This is a genomic window from Micromonospora sp. NBC_01739 (assembly GCF_035920385.1).
Classification (GTDB): Bacteria; Actinomycetota; Actinomycetes; order Mycobacteriales; family Micromonosporaceae; genus Micromonospora.
Window position 1 is genome coordinate 5,861,624 of sequence record NZ_CP109151.1, and the last position, 16,309, is coordinate 5,877,932.

A 16,309-nucleotide genomic window follows, 5' to 3' on the forward strand; every position below is an offset into this window, starting at 1 on the left:
GCAGGCGTTCGTTAAGAGGGGCCCCTTCCTATACGCGAGGCGTTAGGAAGGGGCCCCTCCTTACACCTCAGTCGTTGGCGTGCAGGGCGGCGTTGAGTTCGATGCCCCGGCCGGAACGCGGGTGGGCCTCCAGGGCGCCGGTGACGGAGTTGCGCCAGAACCGCAGCCCGTCGACCCCGGAGAGTTCGCGGGCCTTGACCACCCGGCCGTCCGGCAGGGCGATCTTCGAGGCGGCGGTGATGTAGCAGCCGGCCTCGACCACGCAGTCGTCACCCAGGGAGATGCCGACCCCGGCGTTCGCCCCGATCAGGCTGCGCTCGCCGATGCTCACCCGGTCGGTGCCACCACCGGAGAGGGTGCCCATGATGGAGGCCCCCCCGCCGATGTCCGAACCGTCGCCGACCACCACGCCCTGCACGATCCGGCCCTCGACCATCGAGGTGCCGAGGGTGCCGGCGTTGAAGTTGACGAAGCCCTCGTGCATGACGGTGGTGCCGGAGGCCAGGTGCGCGCCGAGGCGGACCCGGTCGGCGTCGGCGATGCGTACCCCGGCAGGCACCACGTAGTCGGTCATCCGGGGGAACTTGTCCACCCCGTACACGGCCAGGTGGCGGCCGGCGGCCCGCTCGATCACCCGCAGCTCGTCTACCCGCTCCGGAGGGCAGGGCCCGGCGGAGGTCCAGGCCACGTTGGCCAGCTTGCCGAAGATGCCGTCGAGGTTGAGCTGGTTGGGCTGCACCAGGCGGTGGGAGAGCAGGTGCAGCCGCAGGTACGCGTCGGCAGTGTCCTTGATCGGGTCGGCCAGCGAGCCGATCACGGTGACCACCTGCACGGTACGCAGACCGGGCAGGGCCCGGTCGCCGAGCGCACCCGGCGGCAGGTCCAGTACGTCGGACTCGTCCTCGCCGGGCACCAGCGGCAGCTCACCCAGGCCCAGCTTGCCGGTCGGGTACCAGGTGTCGAGCACCTGGTCATCGGCGGTAACGGTGGACAGGCCGATGCCCCACGCGGAATCTGTCGACGTCACGTACTCACCTCTCGTTGCCTGCTGTGCTGGCTGCTGTTCGCGACTGCGGACCGGCAAGCTCACTTTTCCGCGCTCGGTCGCAGGTCTGCCGGGCTCGCGTCTCCCCGTCGCCAGTTGTGACGGTACCGTGCGGACCATGGAGAACCCGCTCACCCCCGAGGTCCTCGCCGATCCGGTGGCGCTGACCCGTGCCCTGGTCGACATCGAGTCCGTGTCCCTCAACGAGAAGGCCATCGCCGACTGTGTCGAGCAGGTGCTGCGGGGGGTGCCGCACCTGGCTACCTACCGGCACGGCAACACCGTGATGGCCCGTACCGACCTGGGGCGCAGCTCCCGGGTGGTGTTGGCCGGGCACCTGGACACCGTCCCGCTGAACAACAACTTCCCGTCGACCACGCGTGGGGATCTGATGTACGGCTGCGGTACCTCGGACATGAAGTCCGGGGTGGCCTTCGCCCTGCACCTGGCGGTGACCCTGGCCGAGCCCCGATACGACGTGACCTACTTCTTCTACGAGGCGGAGGAGATCGAGTCCCGGTACAACGGGCTGCACCTGGTGGCCGAGGCGCACCCGGAGTGGCTGGCGGCCGATTTCGCCCTGCTGCTGGAGCCGACCCACGGGGTGGTGGAGGCCGGTTGCCAGGGCACGATGCGGGCCACCGTGGTCACCACCGGGGTCCGGGCCCACTCGGCCCGCTCCTGGCACGGGGTGAACGCGGTGCACGGCGCCGGTGAGGTGCTCCGCCGGCTCGCCGAGTACCAGGCCCGGCGGGTGACCATCGACGGGTGCGAGTACCGCGAGGGGATGAACGCGGTGCGGATCCACGGTGGGGTGGCCGGCAATGTGGTGCCGGACCGGTGCGAGATCGAGGTGAACTACCGCTTCGCTCCGGACCGTACCCCGGCCGAGGCCGAGGCCCACCTGCGTGAGGTGCTGGCCGGGTACGAGCTTCAGGTGACCGACTGCGCCCAGGGTGCCCTGCCGGGGCTGGAGGCCCCGCCCGCGCGGGAGTTCCTGGCGGCGGTGGGTGCGGCTCCGATCGGCAAGCTGGGCTGGACCGACGTGGCCCGCTTCGCGGCGCTGGGCATCCCGGCCCTCAACTTCGGTCCCGGTGACCCGAATCTGGCCCACCACCCGGACGAGCACGTCGAGATCAGCAAGATCCGCGAGGGCGCGGTGACTCTGCGTCGCTGGCTGGCCACCACCTGAGCGCCCTGACGCAGACGGCGGGTGACCGTCTGCGTCAGGCGACGGTGAGTCGGGAATCGGCGGTGGGCTCGGCGACCGGCTCGGGAGCCTTTTCGAGCAGGCGGGCGCGGCGGCGCTCGGCCACCACGTCGCGGATGCGCCGCTGCATCTGTCGCCGGAGTCGCAGTCGTTCGTTGCTCATGATCACGCGTTGTCTCCTCTCCGGAAGCCGCGCGCCGGGGGCATACCCGGTATGTGAATAGTAAGACGTCTGGCAACGCGATTTGGTTGCACAAGATCACGAAGTGTTTGCCGGGTTCAGCGGCGCTGCTCCACTACGGTTGCTCCCATGGAGCAGAGCAACATGCGCGACCCGGGACGGGAGCGGCATCGCGGCGCCGTGACGATGCGCCGGCAGGCGATTCCCAACAGCACCGCCGACCAGGGGCTGCTGGATTCGCGGGCCCGGGCCGACTGGCGGACCAGGGACTCCTGGCGGGCGCTGCGCATCCTCTCCGAGTTCGTCGAGGGCTTCGACACGCTCGCCGACCTGCCGCCGGCGGTCAGCGTCTTCGGCTCGGCCCGCAGCAAGCAGGACAGCCCGGAGTGCCAGATGGCGGAGGCGCTCGGCGCCGCACTGGCCCGGGCCGGGTACGCGGTGATCACCGGTGGTGGTCCGGGAGTGATGGAGGCGGCAAACCGGGGGGCCAGCGAGGCCGGTGGACGCTCCGTGGGCCTCGGCATCGAGCTGCCCTTCGAGCAGGGCCTCAACGAGTGGGTCGACCTGGCGATCGACTTCCGCTACTTCTTCGCCCGCAAGACCATGTTCGTCAAGTACGCCCAGGCGTTCGTGGTGCTGCCCGGCGGCTTCGGCACCCTGGACGAACTGTTCGAGGCCCTCACCCTGGTGCAGACCGGCAAGGTCACCCGATTCCCGGTGGTGCTGATGGGCACCGCGTACTGGCAGGGGCTGCTGGACTGGCTGCGCGACACCATGGCCGCGGAGGGCAAGATCGGCCCGGTCGACCTCGACCTGATCTGTGTCACCGACGATGTGGCCGCGGCGGTGCGGCACATCGTGGAGGCCGAGGCCGCGCTCAGCACGGAGCAGGAGGCCGTACGCGAGGAAGCGGTGGCTCGTGCCGCCGCCGACCAGCACGCGGCCGCCACCGGGTCGGAGCACTGAACGAGTGGCCGCCATCTGCGTTTTCTGTGCCTCCTCCCGTACCCTCGACCAACGCTGGCTGGACCTGGCCACCGCCACCGGGGCGGAGATCGCCCGACGTGGGCACACCCTGGTCAGCGGCGGCGGCTGCGTGGGGATGATGGGCGCCCTCGTCGACGGCGCCCGGTCGGCCGGTGGTCGGACGATCGGGGTGATCCCCCAGGCGCTGGTCGACCTGGAGGTCGCCGACCTGGACTCCGACGAGCTGGTGGTCACCGACTCGATGGCCAGCCGGAAGATCGTGATGATCGAGAAGTCGGACGCCTTCCTCACCCTGCCGGGCGGGCTGGGCACCCTCGACGAGCTCTTCGAGGTCTGGACCACGGCCACCCTGGCCCTGCACCAGAAGCCGATGGTGCTGGTCGACACGGACGGCTTCTACAGCCCACTGCTGGGGTGGCTGCGGGACCTGACCGCCCAGAGCTTCCTCAAACCCGGCGGCCTCAACCTGCTGCACTTCGTCGACACCATCCCCGCCGCCCTGGACGCCCTCGAATCCCGCCTGACCTGACCCACCCCTAGTGCTACCCCACCCGACTGCTGCTGCTCGCCGAGAGTTGCGGAGCAAGATCGCGCTCGATCCGGGATCGAGTGGCTATGAGCCTGCTGATAAGCACTTGATTCAGGATCGAGCGCGATCTTGAGCGGACAGGGCGATCGACGAGCGCCTGTGCGGTGGTGGGACGGGGGCGAGGTTGGGCGTGGGCGGGCGTCCCGAGGCGTCTGCGGTCCTGGGGGTGGCGGCCGCTGTCGGGGTTCGGCATCGGCAACTCTCGCGGGCGGCGTGGGCGAGGGCTCTCGGAGGGTGTGGCGCGGTTAGGGGTGTCGCAGGCCCGTGATGGGATGTCGGGATGCAGGCGTACCGGCTGGTGCGTCGGCCCGCCGGGCCGACCGAGGGAGACGGGCCGACGCACGGGCACTCCCCGGCGCAGGCCCCGGCGGTCGCCGACTCGAACCCGTCAGCGCCCGCCGACCCGGAAGGGCCGGCACCCGAAAGCCCGGGGCGGGTGCGGGATGCCGGGCAGGCGGAGGTGGTGGCGCACACCGACGGGCCGCTGCTGGTGCTCGGGGGGCCGGGCACCGGGAAGACCAGCACCCTGGTCGAGGCGGTCGCCGGTCGGGTCGCCGAGGGGGTGGATCCGGAGCGGATCCTGGTGCTCACCTTCAGCCGGCGGGGCGCCGCCGATCTGCGGCACCGCATCGAGGCGCGGATCGCCGCCGACGGGCAGCGGGTGCTGCGCGAGCCGCTGGTGCGGACCTTTCCGGCGTACGCCTTCGGGTTGTTGCACCGGGCGGCGGCCGAGCGGGGTGAGCCCTCGCCTCGGTTGCTGACCGGGCCGGAGCAGGATCTGATCATCCGGGAGTTGCTGGACGTGGTCGGGGAGGAGCCCGGCGACGATCCGGTCGGCTGGCCGGAGGATCTGCGTCCGGCTCTGCGTACCCGGGCCTTCGCGGCCCAACTGCGTGACCTGCTGATGCGCGCGGCCGAGCGGGGAGTGGGCCCGGTGGAGCTGGCCCGGCTCGGCGAGAAGCTGGGGCGGGCGGACTGGCCGGCCGCCGCCCGGTTCCTCCGCGAGTATGTCGCCGTGCTGGCCCTGCGGGACGTGGCCAACCGGGGCTCGGTCGCGTACGACCCGGCCGAGCTGGTCCGGGCGGCCACCGGAATGCTGCGGGACGACCCGGAGCTGCTGGCCGCCGAGCGGCGTCGCCTGGCGTACGTCTATGTCGATGAGTTGGCCGACACCGACCCCGCCCAGCTCGACCTGCTGGAGACGGTGGCCGGAGGCGGCCTGCCACTGGTCGCCTTCGCCGACCCGGACTCCTCCACGTACGCCTTCCGGGGTGCCGACCCGGCCGGGGTGACGAGGTTCGCGCACCGGTTCCGGACCGCCTCCGGTGCCCCGGCCGGGCAGGTGCTGCTGACCACCAACTACCGCAGCGGGCAGCGACTGCTGGCCGCCTCCGCCCGACTGGCCCGGCGGCTACGGGGTCCGGCGGCGCATCGCCGGATGCAGCCGGTGCCGGGTACCCCGCCGGGCCGGGTGGAGATCCGTACCTTCCGGTCGGCCACCAGTGAGGCGGCCTGGTTGGCGCATGCGCTGCGCGAGGCGCACCTGCTCGGCGGGCTGCCCTGGGCGCGGATGGCGGTTCTGGTGCGGTCCACCGGCCGACAGTTGCCCACCCTGCGCCGGGCCCTGCACGCGGCCGGGGTGCCGACCGTGGTGCACGGCGAGGACCTGCCCCTGCACCTGCAACCGGCGGTGGCCCCGTTGTTGCTGCTGCTGCGGTGCGCGTTGGAGCCGGAACGGCTCGACGAGGAGGCCGCGATCGCGCTGCTGCACTCGCCGTTGGGGGGTGCCGATCCGCTGGCGGAGCGGCGGTTGCGGCAGGGCCTGCGGGCCTTGGCCCTGGCCGCCGGTGACCGTCGACCCTCCGGGGAGTTGATCGTCGAGGCGTTGCGTGATCCGGCCGAGTTGGCCGGGGTCGAGCGGCGCTGGGCCGAGCCGGCGCAGACGGTGGCCGGGCTGCTGGCGGTGGCCCGGGAGACGGCCGCGCGGCCGGGGGCCACCGTCGAGGAGGTGCTCTGGGCGGTGTGGCGGGCCAGTGGACTGGCCGAGTTGTGGTCGGCGGCGTTGACCCGGGGGCCGGCGGTCAGCGGTGAAGGGGATCTGGCCCGGCGTCGTCGGGCCGAGGCGGCCGACCGGGACCTGGACGCGGTGATGGTCCTCTTCGACGCCGCGGCCCGGTTCACCGACCGGCTGCCCGGCGCGCGTACCGAGGTCTTCCTCGACCATGTACTCGGGCAGGAGCTACCCGCCGACACCCTGGCGCCGACCGCCGACCGGGGCGACGCGGTACGGCTGCTGACCGCGCACGCCGCCAAGGGGCTGGAGTGGGACCTGGTGGCCGTCGCCGGGGTGCAGGAAGGGGTCTGGCCGGACCTGCGGCTGCGCGGCAGCCTGCTCGGCTCGGAACGACTGGTGGACGTGCTGGCCGGCCGGGCCGACGGCGCGGGCACGGTGGCCACCCTGGTCGGGCAGACCTCCGCCCTGCTCGACGAGGAGCGGCGGCTGTTCCATGTCGCGGTGACCCGGGCCCGACGCCGCCTGCTGGTCAGCGCGGTCGCCTCGGCCTCGGTCGGCGGCGACGACCATGACGAACAACCCAGCCGCTTCCTCTACGAACTCGGCCCCGGCGATACCCCCACCGACGAGGCGTCCAACAGCGAGGCGGGCGACAACGGGACGTCCGACAGCGAGGCGGGCGGGCCGCGGACCTTGCCGGTCAGCCGGCCGCCCCGGGCGCTCACCCTGCCCGCCCTGGTGGCGGAGTTGCGTACCGCGCTGGTCGATCCGGTCGCGCCGCTGGCCCGGCGGCGGGCGGCGGCGGCCGAGTTGGCTCGGCTGGGTGCCGCCGGGGTGTCCGGGGCGCATCCCGACGACTGGTGGGGGCTGCGGTCCCTCTCCGACGACCGGCCGTTGGTCGAGGAGGGGGAGCCGGTCCGGGTCACGCCCTCGGGGATGGAGAGCGCGCTGCGGTGCAGCCTGCGGTGGCTGCTGGAGCGGCACGGCGGCAGCAGCCCGGCCAGTGCCGCGCAGGGGGTGGGCAACCTGGTGCACGCGGCGGCGATGCTCGCCGAGGATGCCCGGGCCGACCGCAGTGCCCTGCTGGACTATGTCGCCGCCCGGTTCGACGCGATCGAGTTGGCGGCCCGCTGGATGGTGGGGCCGGAGCGGGCCCGCGCCGAGGCGATGGTCGACAAGTTGCTGCGGTGGCTGGCCGCCAACCCGCGTCGGCTGCTCGCCATCGAGCACGAGTTCGCGGTCCGCCTGGACGATCCGCAGCGGCCGGTCGATCTGGTCGGCCGGGTAGATCGGCTGGAGGTGGACGAGGCCGGACGGCTGGTGGTGATCGACCTAAAGACCGGCAAGTCGACCACCGTCACCGAACGCGAGGTGAGCGAGCATCCGCAGCTCGGCGCGTACCAGGCGGCGGTGGAGGCCGGGGCCTTCGCCGAGTTCGGCGACGAGCCGGGCGGGGCGGCCCTGGTGCAACTGGGCACCGGTACCCGGGATGCCCGGGAGCAGGCCCAACCGCCGGCCACGGACGGCCCGGAGGCCGGTTGGGCCACCGCCCTGGTCCGCCGTACCGCCGATACGATGGCCGCGTCCACCTTCGCCGCGGTCGCCAACTCGAAGTGTCGGGTCTGCCCGGTGCGCACCAGTTGCCCGGTCTCCGGGCAGGGGCGGCAGGTGGTCGAGCCGCCGACCGTGCGTCGTCCCGAGGGCGAGGAGTGAGCGTGCCAGCCGGCGAAGCAGGCAGCCTGGTCCAGCCCGCCCTGTTCGGTCCCGGGGCACCGGCCCCCCGGGCGGCCGACTCCGGCCCCCGGTACACCCCGGTGGAGTTGGCCAAGCTGCTCCGGCTGCCGGCACCCACCCGGGAACAGGCGGCGATCATCGCCGCGCCGGTGGAGCCGCTGCTGGTGGTGGCGGGCGCCGGCTCGGGCAAGACCGAGACCATGGCCGCCCGGGTGGTGTGGCTGGTGGCCAACTCGTACGTGCGGCCGGAGCAGGTGCTCGGCCTCACCTTCACCCGCAAGGCCGCCGGTGAGCTGGCCCACCGGGTGCGTACCCGGCTGGACCAGTTGGTCCGTCGACTAGGTCGGCGCGGACGGGACCCCCTCGACGATCCCCTGGCCGGGGAGCCGACCGTGGCCACCTACCACTCGTACGCCGGTCGGATAGTCACCGAGCACGGCCTGCGGGCCGGGTACGAGCCCTCCACCCGGCTGCTCACCGAGGCCTCGCGGTGGCAGTTGGTGGATCTCATCGTGCGCAACTACGACGGCGACATGTCCGAGGTGGACCGGATGCCGAGCACGGTGACCGACGCCGTGCTGGCCCTGGCCGGTGAGTTGGACGAGCACCTGGTCGAGCCGGAGGACCTGGCCGCCTGGACGGGCCGGTTCTTCGCCGAGGTGCAGTCGCGTCCCGGCCGGGTCTACGCCGACGTGCGCAAGGCGCTGACCCTGCAGCAGACCCGGTTGAAGCTGCTGCCGCTGGTGCGCGCCTACGCCCGGCGCAAGGCCGACTTCGAGGCGATGGACTTCGCCGACCAGTTGGCCCGGGCAGCCCGGGTGGCCCGGGACCATCCGGGTGTCGGCGAGATCGAACGGGATCGCTACCGGGTGGTGCTGCTCGACGAGTACCAGGACACCAGCCACGCCCAGGTGGTGCTGCTGCGGGCGTTGTTCGGCGGCGGGCATCCGGTGACCGCCGTGGGGGACCCCTGCCAGTCCATCTACGGCTGGCGGGGGGCCAGCGCCGGCACCCTGGACCGCTTCCCGGCCGACTTCGCGCTCGGCGACGGCAGCCCGGCCCGGGTGCTCGGGTTGACCACCAGTTGGCGTAACCGTCCGGAGATCCTGGCGGTGGCCAACGCCCTGGCCACTCCCTTGCGGGCCGCCGGTGCCCGGGTGCCCGAACTGCACGCCGCGCTCAGTGTCGACGACCCCATCGTCCACCGCAGCCCGCGCGGGGCCGCCGCCGGCACGGTGCACTGCGCGCTGCTGTCGACGTACGCCGAGGAGGCCGACTGGATCGCGGACAGTCTGCTGGCGGCGTGGCAGGGGGCCGCCCGGATGCCGCGGGCGTTGCCCGAGCAGATCCCGGTGACGGCCCGCCCGACCACTGCGGTGCTGGTCCGGTTGCGTAGCCAGATCCCGGCGATCGCCGCCGCCTTGCGCGAGCGCGGGCTGCCGGTCGAGGTGGTCGGGCTCGGCGGCCTGCTGGACACCCCCGAGGTTCGTGACGTGGTCTGCACGCTGCGCGTGCTGGCCGACCCGACCGACGGTGCCGCCCTGCTGCGCCTGTTGACCGGGGCCCGGTGGCGGATCGGGCCCCGGGATCTGGTCGCCCTGCACCGTCGGGCCAAGGCCATCGCCGCCGCCCGTCGGCAACTGGCCGACGACGGTGATCCCGAGATCGTTGTGGATCGCCTGGACGAGGCGACCCTGGTGGAGGCGCTGGCCGACCTGGGCCCGGCGCAGGCGTACTCGGCCGAGGGATATGCCCGGCTGCGCGCGTACGCCCGGGAGTTGGGGTTGCTCCGTTACCGGCTGGACCAGTCCCTGCCGGAGTTGATCGCGGACATCGAGCGGACCACCGGCCTGGACGTGGAGGTGGCGGTACGGGCCGGCGGGGAGGGCGCCGGTGACGCCGGGCTGGCCCGCGCCCACCTGGACGCCCTGGGCGATGTGGCCGCCCGGTTCAGCGGGGAGACCCCGGGGGCCACCCTGGCCGGTTTCCTGGCCTACCTGGCCGCCGCCGAGGACGAGGAGCGCGGGCTGGCTCCCGGTGAGGTGGAGGTGGTCGAGGGGGCGGTGCAGATCCTCACCGCCCACGCGGCCAAGGGGCTGGAGTGGGACGTCGTGGCGGTGGCCGGGCTGAGCAGGGGAGTGTGGCCGGGGCCGGTACGCAGTTCCGATCACTGGCTGGGTGGTCTGGGAGTGCTGCCCTTTCCGCTGCGGGGCGATGCGGAGGGGCTGCCCGCCCTGGCCCTGGCCGAGGCCGCCGACCAGCGCGCGGTGGCCCGCACGATGGCGGAGTTCACGGACGCCTGGCGGGCCCACGACGAGCGAGAGGAACGGCGACTGGCGTACGTGGCGGTGACCCGCCCCCGTCGACTGCTGCTCTGCTCGGGCCACTGGTGGGGGGAGGGCACCAAGCGCCCCCGCGGCCCCTCGGCCCTGCTGCGCGAGATTCACGACGCCTGCCTGGCGGGCGGGGCCGGTCACCTGGTCGACGAGTGGACCCCCGAGCCGGCCCCGGACGCGGTCAACCCGACCACGGAGGTGGTGTTGCGCGCCGAGTGGCCGGCGGACCCCCTGGGAGTACGCCGCCCGGCGTTGACCGAGGCGGCCGCCCTGGTGCGTCGCTTCCTCACCGAGGGGGGGGACCCGGACGGGCCGGACGATCCCGCCGCCTCGGATCCGGAGGTGGCCCGGTGGCGGCGGGAGGCCGACCTGCTGCTGGCCGAGCGGGCGGAGCTGAGTCGACTGTCCGGCCCGATCGAGGTGGCGTTGCCCGCTCACCTGTCGGTGACCCAGCTGGTCGGTCTGCGCCGGGATCCGGCGGCCCTGGCCCGTACGCTGCGCCGCCCGTTGCCGGCCGAGCCCAACCCGTACGCCCGCCGGGGCACCGCCTTCCACGCCTGGTTGGAGCAGCGGTTCGGGGCGGACCGGCTGCTGGACACCGACGAGTTGCCCGGGGCGGCCGACGAGGACGCCGCGCCGGACGAGGCCCTGACGGAGCTTCAGCGTCGGTTCCTGGCCAGCGAGTGGGCCGACCGGACCCCGGTGGAGGTCGAGGTGCCCTTCGCCACGGTGATCGGCGGGGTGGTGGTGCGGGGCCGGATGGATGCGGTGTTCCGTCGGCCGGGGGACCGCTTCGACGTGGTCGACTGGAAGACCGGGGCCCGCCCGAGCGGCGTGGCCGCCGAGGTGGCCGCCGTGCAACTGGCGGTCTACCGACTGGCCTGGGCGGAGCTGGCCGGGATCGCCCTGGACCGGGTCGGTGCGGCCTTCCACTACGTGCGGGAGGGGGTCACCGTCCGGCCGACGGACCTGCTCGATCTCGACGGCCTCACCGAGTTGATCACCTCGGTGCCGCAGTCGCCCGGAGCCGACACTGGCGCTGAGCCGGATCAGTGAGTAGAGTGTCTGGCGTTGCAGCTTTGGTTACCAGCTCTGTGTGCGCCTGGCGGATATGTGACCCCAGGCGCACTTTGTTGTGTCCGGAGTTCTCCGGGCGGGGCGACCAGAAGCGACAGGTGTTCCGAGCAGGTCCGCTCGGGGCACTCCTCTCTCCGATCCCGCAACTGGTGTGGGGTCGACGTTCCGTCAAGGAGACGTAACAAGCATGGCTATTGGCACCGTCAAGTGGTTCAACGCTGACAAGGGCTTCGGTTTCATCACCCCGGACGGCGGCGGCGCTGACGTCTTCGCCCACTTCTCGGCGATCCAGTCCTCCGGCTACCGGAGCCTGGACGAGAACCAGCGGGTCGAGTTCGAGGTCGTCCAGGGCCAGAAGGGCCCGCAGGCGGAGAACATCCGTCCGCTCTGATCCAGGGCGACACTGCCTGACCGCAACGGTCGGGTCACTTCCGGTTGATGTCTGCCGGCGGTGACCCGACCGTTCGCACATTCAGCCCACCGCACCGTTTTCTGAGTCGGGAATCATTCGTTGCGGGGTCGGGTGGATGACTGCCAGCATCAACGGGCCGGGTGACGCTGGCCGGGGGGCAGGCGTCACAGCGTCAGGCGGTATGGGGAGGCAGGACCATGGGGGGCTCGGCGACGGCGCGCGAGTTGCTGCTGGTGGTGGCGATGGCGGTGATCGGACTGCTGCTCGCCATGGCGGCGGCCTTCACCCCCTGGCCGGTCATGCCGGGCGGGTCCGCGCCCTCCAGCCTGGTGGACCTGCACGGGCCGCCGACGGTCACCGAGCCGGTCGGCAGCACGGCCGGCTGACCCACGGTCGCATCAGCGGCCCACGGATGTTCACGCATCGGGGCGTCGAGACGTTAGGGTCGGATCCGTGCCGACGCGCAAAGCTAAAATTCCAGCGACGAGGTATCCGGTCGAGCGCTTCACCCTCGACAACGGCCTGCGGGTGGTCCTGACCCCGGATCGCAGTGCCCCGGTCATCGGGGTGGCGGTCGTCTACGACGTGGGCATCCGGTCCGAGCCCGAGGGGCGCACCGGGTTCGCCCACCTCTTCGAACACCTGATGTTCCAGGGTTCGGAGAATCTGGAGAAGCTGGCGCACTTCCGGCATGTGCAGGGCGCCGGTGGCATGTTCAACGGCTCCACCCACCTGGACTACACCGACTACTACGAGACCCTGCCCAGCAACGCCCTGGAACGGGCCCTCTTCCTGGAGGCCGACCGGATGCGGGGCCCTCGGCTCACCGAGGAGAACCTGCGCAACCAGGTCGACGTGGTCAAGGAGGAGATCCGGGTCAACGTGCTCAACCGGCCCTACGGCGGGTTCCCCTGGTTGACCCTGCCGCCGGTCATGTTCGACACCTTCCCCAACGCGCACGACGGCTACGGCTCCTTCGTCGACCTGGAGTCGGCCACGGTCGACGACGCCGCCGACTTCTTCCGGCGCTACTACGCCAGCGGCAACGCGGTGCTGGCGGTCAGCGGTGACATCGACGTGGCCGAGGCGACCACCCTCATCGAGCGGCACTTCGGTGACGTGCCGGCCCGCCCGGCACCGGATCGCCCGGACTTCGCCGAGCCGGACCTGACCGCGGAGCGGCGCACCGCCCACACCGACCGGTTGGCGCCCCTGCCGGCGGTGGCCTCGGGGTGGCGGGTGCCCGACCCGATCGGTGACTTCGCCGCCTACCTGCCGTACGTGGTGCTGGCCGAGGTGCTCACCGACGGCGACGCCTCCCGGCTGGTCGAGCGGCTGGTCCAGCGCGACCGCACGGTGACCAGCGTCGGCGGCTACGTGGGTTTCATGGGAGACCCCTTCGACGTACGCGACCCCACCGCCCTGCTGTTGCAGGCGCACCTGCCGCCCGGCGGGGACGTGGACAAGGTGCTGCGTACGGTCGACGAGGAGCTGGACCGGCTGGCCACGGACGGGCTGACCGAGGGGGAGCTGACCCGTACCCAGGCCAGGATGGCCACCCACCTGCTGCGCGACACCGACGCCGTGCTCGGCCGCGCCCTGCGGATGGCGGTGCTGGAACAGCAACGCGGCGAGCCGGGACTGCTCAACGAGCTGCCCCGACTGGTCGGGGCGGTCACCGAGGAGCAGGTCCGCGCCGCCGCCGCCACCCTGCGGCCGGAGCGCCGCGCCTCCATCGAGGTCATTCCCGGTGGTACCCAGACGAAGGAGACAACCCGTTGAGTGTGAGGGCCCTGCCGCCGCTCGGTCCGACCCGTCGGCTCAAGCTGCCTAGCCAGGCCGAGCGGACGCTCGACAACGGGCTGACCGTGATCGCCGTACGCCGGGCGGCCGTGCCGCTGGTCGAACTGCGGCTGTGGATGCCCTTCAGCCGGGCCCACCTGGCCCGGGGGCAGATGCTCGCCGCGACGCTGCTGTCCGGCACGGAGACGATGAGCAGCGTGCAGATCGCCGCCGAGCTGCAGAAGATCGGAGGCGGTCTCTCCGCCGGGCTGGACCCGGATCGGCTGATGCTCTCCGGCAACGGCCTGGCCACCGGCCTGGATCGGCTGTTGGAGATCCTGGCCGAGGTGCTCACCGGCGCCGACTACCCGGCCGAGTGGGTGGCCACCGAACGGGACCGTCTGGTCGACGGCATTCAGGTCGCCCGCAGTCAGCCGGGGCACCTGGTCCACACCGCCCTGCTCAAGCGGATCTACGGCCGGCATCCGTACGCCGTGCAGACGCCGGAGCCGGAGCAGGTCCGGGCGGTGCGGCCGGCAGCGCTGCGTACGCTGCACGCCCAGCGGGTGCGTCCAGCCGGTGCGGTACTCGTGCTGGTCGGCGACGTCCGGCCGGAACGGGCCCTGGACGCGGCCGAGAAGGCCCTCGGGGGCTGGTCCGGTGAGGGGCACTCCGCCGCGCCGCCACCTGCCCCGCCGCTGGCGCCCGGTCCGCTGCTGCTGGTCGACCGGCCGGGCTCGGTGCAGTCCTCCCTGCGGATGGCCTTGCCGGCGGTGCCCCGTACCCACCCCGACCATGCCGCACTTCAGCTGGCCAACCTGATCTTCGGTGGCTACTTCTCCTCCCGCTGGGTGGAGAACATCCGGGAGGACAAGGGCTACACCTACGGGCCGCACTCGTCCGTGGAGCATTCCGTGGCCGGCTCGCTGCTGGTGGCCGCCGCCGAGGTGGCCACCGAGGTGACCGCCCCGGCGCTGCTGGAGACCCACTACGAGCTGGGCCGACTCGCCACCGTGCCGCCCGGCGCCGAGGAGCTGGAACAGGCCCGGCAGTACGCCCTGGGCACCCTGCAACTGGGGGTCGCCACCCAGGCCGGGCTGGCCTCCATCATCAGCGCCTACGCGGGCAGCGGGCTGCGGCTGGACTTCCTGGCCGAGCACGCGGCCCGACTGGCCAAGGCCAGCGCCGAGGACGTCGCTGCCGCGGCGGCCCGTTACCTGGCTCCGGCGCGGGCGGTGACCGTGGTGCTCGGCGACGCCGAGCGGATCGCGGATTCGCTGGGCACCCTGACCCCGGTCGAGACCGCACCGGTGCCGGTATGACCCTGCGGGAGTCCCGCGGCTCGGACGGCAGCGCCGGTTGGGGTGGCGCGGTGCTGGGTCTGATGGCGGACGGCACCCTGGCCCCGCCGTTGTCCCGTTCCACCCTGGATCGGGCCGCCCACCGGCGGGCCGACCCCGACTGGCTGGCCCGAGCCTGGTCCGGGGCCCGGGTGCTGAGGCTGGACGTCCAGGCCGGGGGCCGGGCCCTGGTACGCACCGACACCCCCCAGCCGACCCTGGTCCTGACCGAGGCCGACGAGTTGGTCCCGGAACTGGCCGCCGAGGCGATGTTCCTCGGGGTGGAGCCGGACGGGGTGCCGGTGTTCTGCGTGCACACCGAGTTGCCGACCGTACCGAACACCCGGGCGGCCAACCTGCGGCAGATCGGCCACCTGCTCGGCGACCGGGACGCCGGCCTGTTCACCACCGCCCTGGCGCTGACCAACTGGCATCTGCGCCACCTGTACCACCCGGTCACCGGCGAGCCCACCCGCACGGCCGAGGGGGGTTGGTCCCGGGTGGACAGCCGGGGCGAGCGGGTGTGGCCCCGTACCGACCCGGCGATGATCGTGCTGGTGCACGACGGGGTGCAGGGTGCCGAGGGGCGGTGCCTGCTCGGCAACAATGTCAGCTGGCCGAGCACCCCGGGGCAGCGCCGCTTCTCCTGCCTGGCCGGTTATGTGGAGCCCGGTGAGTCCGCCGAGGCGACCGTGCTGCGGGAGGTCCACGAGGAGGTCGGGGTCCCGGTCACCGACGTCAAATACGTGACCAGTCAGGCGTGGCCGTTCCCGGGCTCGTTGATGCTCGGCTTCCTGGCGGCCGCGGACCCGGCGCACCCGGTACGGGTCGACCCCACCGAAATCGCCCAGGCCCGCTGGTTCTCCCGGCAGGAGATCGGTGCGGCCCTGGCCGGTCGGCCGGTCGATGTGGGCGGCGCCGAGCTGCGCCTGCCGCCCCCCTCCTCGATCGCCCTGTTCCTGATCCATCGCTGGTTCGACGGCCAGTGCTGAGGCGGCGGTACACCCCAGGGCGACCGGCGTAGGTGAGCTGGATGCGGCCGTGCGGCCCCGACCCGGGACCGTCGTTGCCGCGGCGGCCCACGGGTCGGGGGCACGGGCCGTCGTGGTCGGCTGGTGAGGAACACGGCGGGGGAGCCGGTCGACCACGACGGACGGGTGTGGGTGTCAGGTGCCGTGGCCCTGTGGCCGGGCTCGCTGGGGCCCCGGATCGTCCAGGGGCAGCACCTTGATCCGTTGTTTGCCGGCGCGTACCGCACCGACCGTGGCGAAGGCGCGGGCCAGGATGAAGGCGGCGTCCCGGTCTTCGGCGTGGACGACCTGACGGCGGGGCTCGGGTCGGATGGTCTCGTCCCGCAGCCGGCGTCCTCCGGCCCAGGCGGCCGTGATGTCGGCGTCGGCGGCGGCGCGAATGCTGGTGCGAACGATCAGGAACCGCATAGGGGTCTCCGGATGTGTCGCGACGGGTGGTGGAATTTCCACGTCACTACATCGGTCATCGTACGCCCGTGTGGTGTCTCAGCAAGTGAAACGCTCGAATTGACTGCGGTCTCGTCCGATCATCCGATCCCTGCTCAGCGGGGGTGTCGGACCCGGATGACGA

The 16,309-nt window shown here is 72.7% G+C and carries 13 protein-coding genes; 10 read left to right on the forward strand and 3 right to left on the reverse strand.

Going from position 1 to position 16,309, the window contains the following annotated elements:
- Window positions 1–67: 67 nt before the first annotated feature.
- Entirely contained in the window at window positions 68–1,027 is a 960-nt protein-coding gene (gene dapD, locus OIE53_RS26625; protein WP_327024181.1) for a 2,3,4,5-tetrahydropyridine-2,6-dicarboxylate N-succinyltransferase, read from the reverse strand.
- 136 nt (window positions 1,028–1,163) lie between these two features.
- Here dapD and dapE point away from each other — a divergent pair, with 136 nt between their 5' ends.
- Complete coding sequence (gene dapE, locus OIE53_RS26630) at window positions 1,164–2,237, forward strand: succinyl-diaminopimelate desuccinylase (RefSeq protein ID WP_327024182.1); 1,074 nt, start codon at window positions 1,164–1,166, stop codon at window positions 2,235–2,237.
- Window positions 2,238–2,271: 34 nt separating this feature from the next.
- Here dapE and OIE53_RS26635 read toward each other — a convergent pair whose 3' ends face one another.
- A complete protein-coding gene (locus tag OIE53_RS26635; RefSeq protein WP_327024183.1) occupies window positions 2,272–2,418 on the reverse strand; it encodes a hypothetical protein in 147 nt (48 codons plus the stop codon).
- A gap of 147 nt (window positions 2,419–2,565) precedes the next feature.
- Here OIE53_RS26635 and OIE53_RS26640 point away from each other — a divergent pair, with 147 nt between their 5' ends.
- The 9 genes from OIE53_RS26640 to nudC all read left to right on the forward strand — a co-directional run bounded on the left by OIE53_RS26640 (window position 2,566) and on the right by nudC (window position 15,699).
- A complete protein-coding gene (locus OIE53_RS26640) occupies window positions 2,566–3,402 on the forward strand; it encodes a TIGR00730 family Rossman fold protein (protein ID WP_327024184.1) in 837 nt (278 codons plus the stop codon).
- A gap of 4 nt (window positions 3,403–3,406) precedes the next feature.
- Window positions 3,407–3,952, forward strand: coding sequence for a TIGR00730 family Rossman fold protein (locus tag OIE53_RS26645; RefSeq protein ID WP_327024185.1), 546 nt, complete (start codon window positions 3,407–3,409; stop codon window positions 3,950–3,952).
- 340 nt (window positions 3,953–4,292) lie between these two features.
- A complete protein-coding gene (locus tag OIE53_RS26650) occupies window positions 4,293–7,739 on the forward strand; it encodes an ATP-dependent helicase (protein ID WP_327024186.1) in 3,447 nt (1,148 codons plus the stop codon).
- A gap of 26 nt (window positions 7,740–7,765) precedes the next feature.
- Window positions 7,766–11,152, forward strand: a complete 3,387-nt coding sequence (locus tag OIE53_RS26655; RefSeq protein ID WP_327027433.1) for an ATP-dependent helicase — start codon at window positions 7,766–7,768, stop codon at window positions 11,150–11,152.
- A 208-nt stretch (window positions 11,153–11,360) separates the two neighbouring features.
- A complete protein-coding gene (locus OIE53_RS26660) occupies window positions 11,361–11,564 on the forward strand; it encodes a cold-shock protein (RefSeq protein ID WP_013735772.1) in 204 nt (67 codons plus the stop codon).
- A gap of 218 nt (window positions 11,565–11,782) precedes the next feature.
- Complete coding sequence (locus tag OIE53_RS26665) at window positions 11,783–11,971, forward strand: hypothetical protein (RefSeq protein WP_327024187.1); 189 nt, start codon at window positions 11,783–11,785, stop codon at window positions 11,969–11,971.
- 67 nt (window positions 11,972–12,038) lie between these two features.
- A complete protein-coding gene (locus OIE53_RS26670) occupies window positions 12,039–13,367 on the forward strand; it encodes a M16 family metallopeptidase (RefSeq protein ID WP_327024188.1) in 1,329 nt (442 codons plus the stop codon).
- Window positions 13,364–14,689 (forward strand): M16 family metallopeptidase, encoded by a 1,326-nt coding sequence (locus OIE53_RS26675; protein WP_327024189.1) that lies wholly within the window; start codon window positions 13,364–13,366, stop codon window positions 14,687–14,689. Before OIE53_RS26670 ends, OIE53_RS26675 begins: the two co-directional genes overlap by 4 nt.
- Window positions 14,690–14,751: 62 nt before the next feature.
- Window positions 14,752–15,699 carry an NAD(+) diphosphatase gene (gene nudC / locus OIE53_RS26680; protein ID WP_327027435.1) on the forward strand — a complete coding sequence of 316 codons (948 nt, stop codon included), beginning with the start codon at window positions 14,752–14,754 and terminating at the stop codon, window positions 15,697–15,699.
- Between the two features lie 174 nt (window positions 15,700–15,873).
- On the opposite strand, the gene OIE53_RS26685 is transcribed toward nudC, so the two are convergent.
- A complete protein-coding gene (locus tag OIE53_RS26685) occupies window positions 15,874–16,146 on the reverse strand; it encodes a hypothetical protein (protein ID WP_327024190.1) in 273 nt (90 codons plus the stop codon).
- Window positions 16,147–16,309: the final 163 nt, after the last annotated feature.

Excerpts from the sequence above, each read along its gene's own strand:
- dapE (WP_327024182.1), top strand. The coding sequence starts at position 1,164 with ATGGAGAACCCGCTCACCCCCGAGGTCCTCGCCGATCCGGTGGCGCTG.
- OIE53_RS26635 (WP_327024183.1), bottom strand. The coding sequence starts at position 2,418 with ATGAGCAACGAACGACTGCGACTCCGGCGACAGATGCAGCGGCGCATC.
- OIE53_RS26640 (WP_327024184.1), top strand. The coding sequence starts at position 2,566 with ATGGAGCAGAGCAACATGCGCGACCCGGGACGGGAGCGGCATCGCGGC.
- OIE53_RS26650 (WP_327024186.1), top strand. The coding sequence starts at position 4,293 with ATGCAGGCGTACCGGCTGGTGCGTCGGCCCGCCGGGCCGACCGAGGGA.
- OIE53_RS26660 (WP_013735772.1), top strand. The coding sequence starts at position 11,361 with ATGGCTATTGGCACCGTCAAGTGGTTCAACGCTGACAAGGGCTTCGGT.
- OIE53_RS26665 (WP_327024187.1), top strand. The coding sequence starts at position 11,783 with ATGGGGGGCTCGGCGACGGCGCGCGAGTTGCTGCTGGTGGTGGCGATG.
- nudC (WP_327027435.1), top strand. The coding sequence starts at position 14,752 with ATGGCGGACGGCACCCTGGCCCCGCCGTTGTCCCGTTCCACCCTGGAT.
- OIE53_RS26685 (WP_327024190.1), bottom strand. The coding sequence starts at position 16,146 with ATGCGGTTCCTGATCGTTCGCACCAGCATTCGCGCCGCCGCCGACGCC.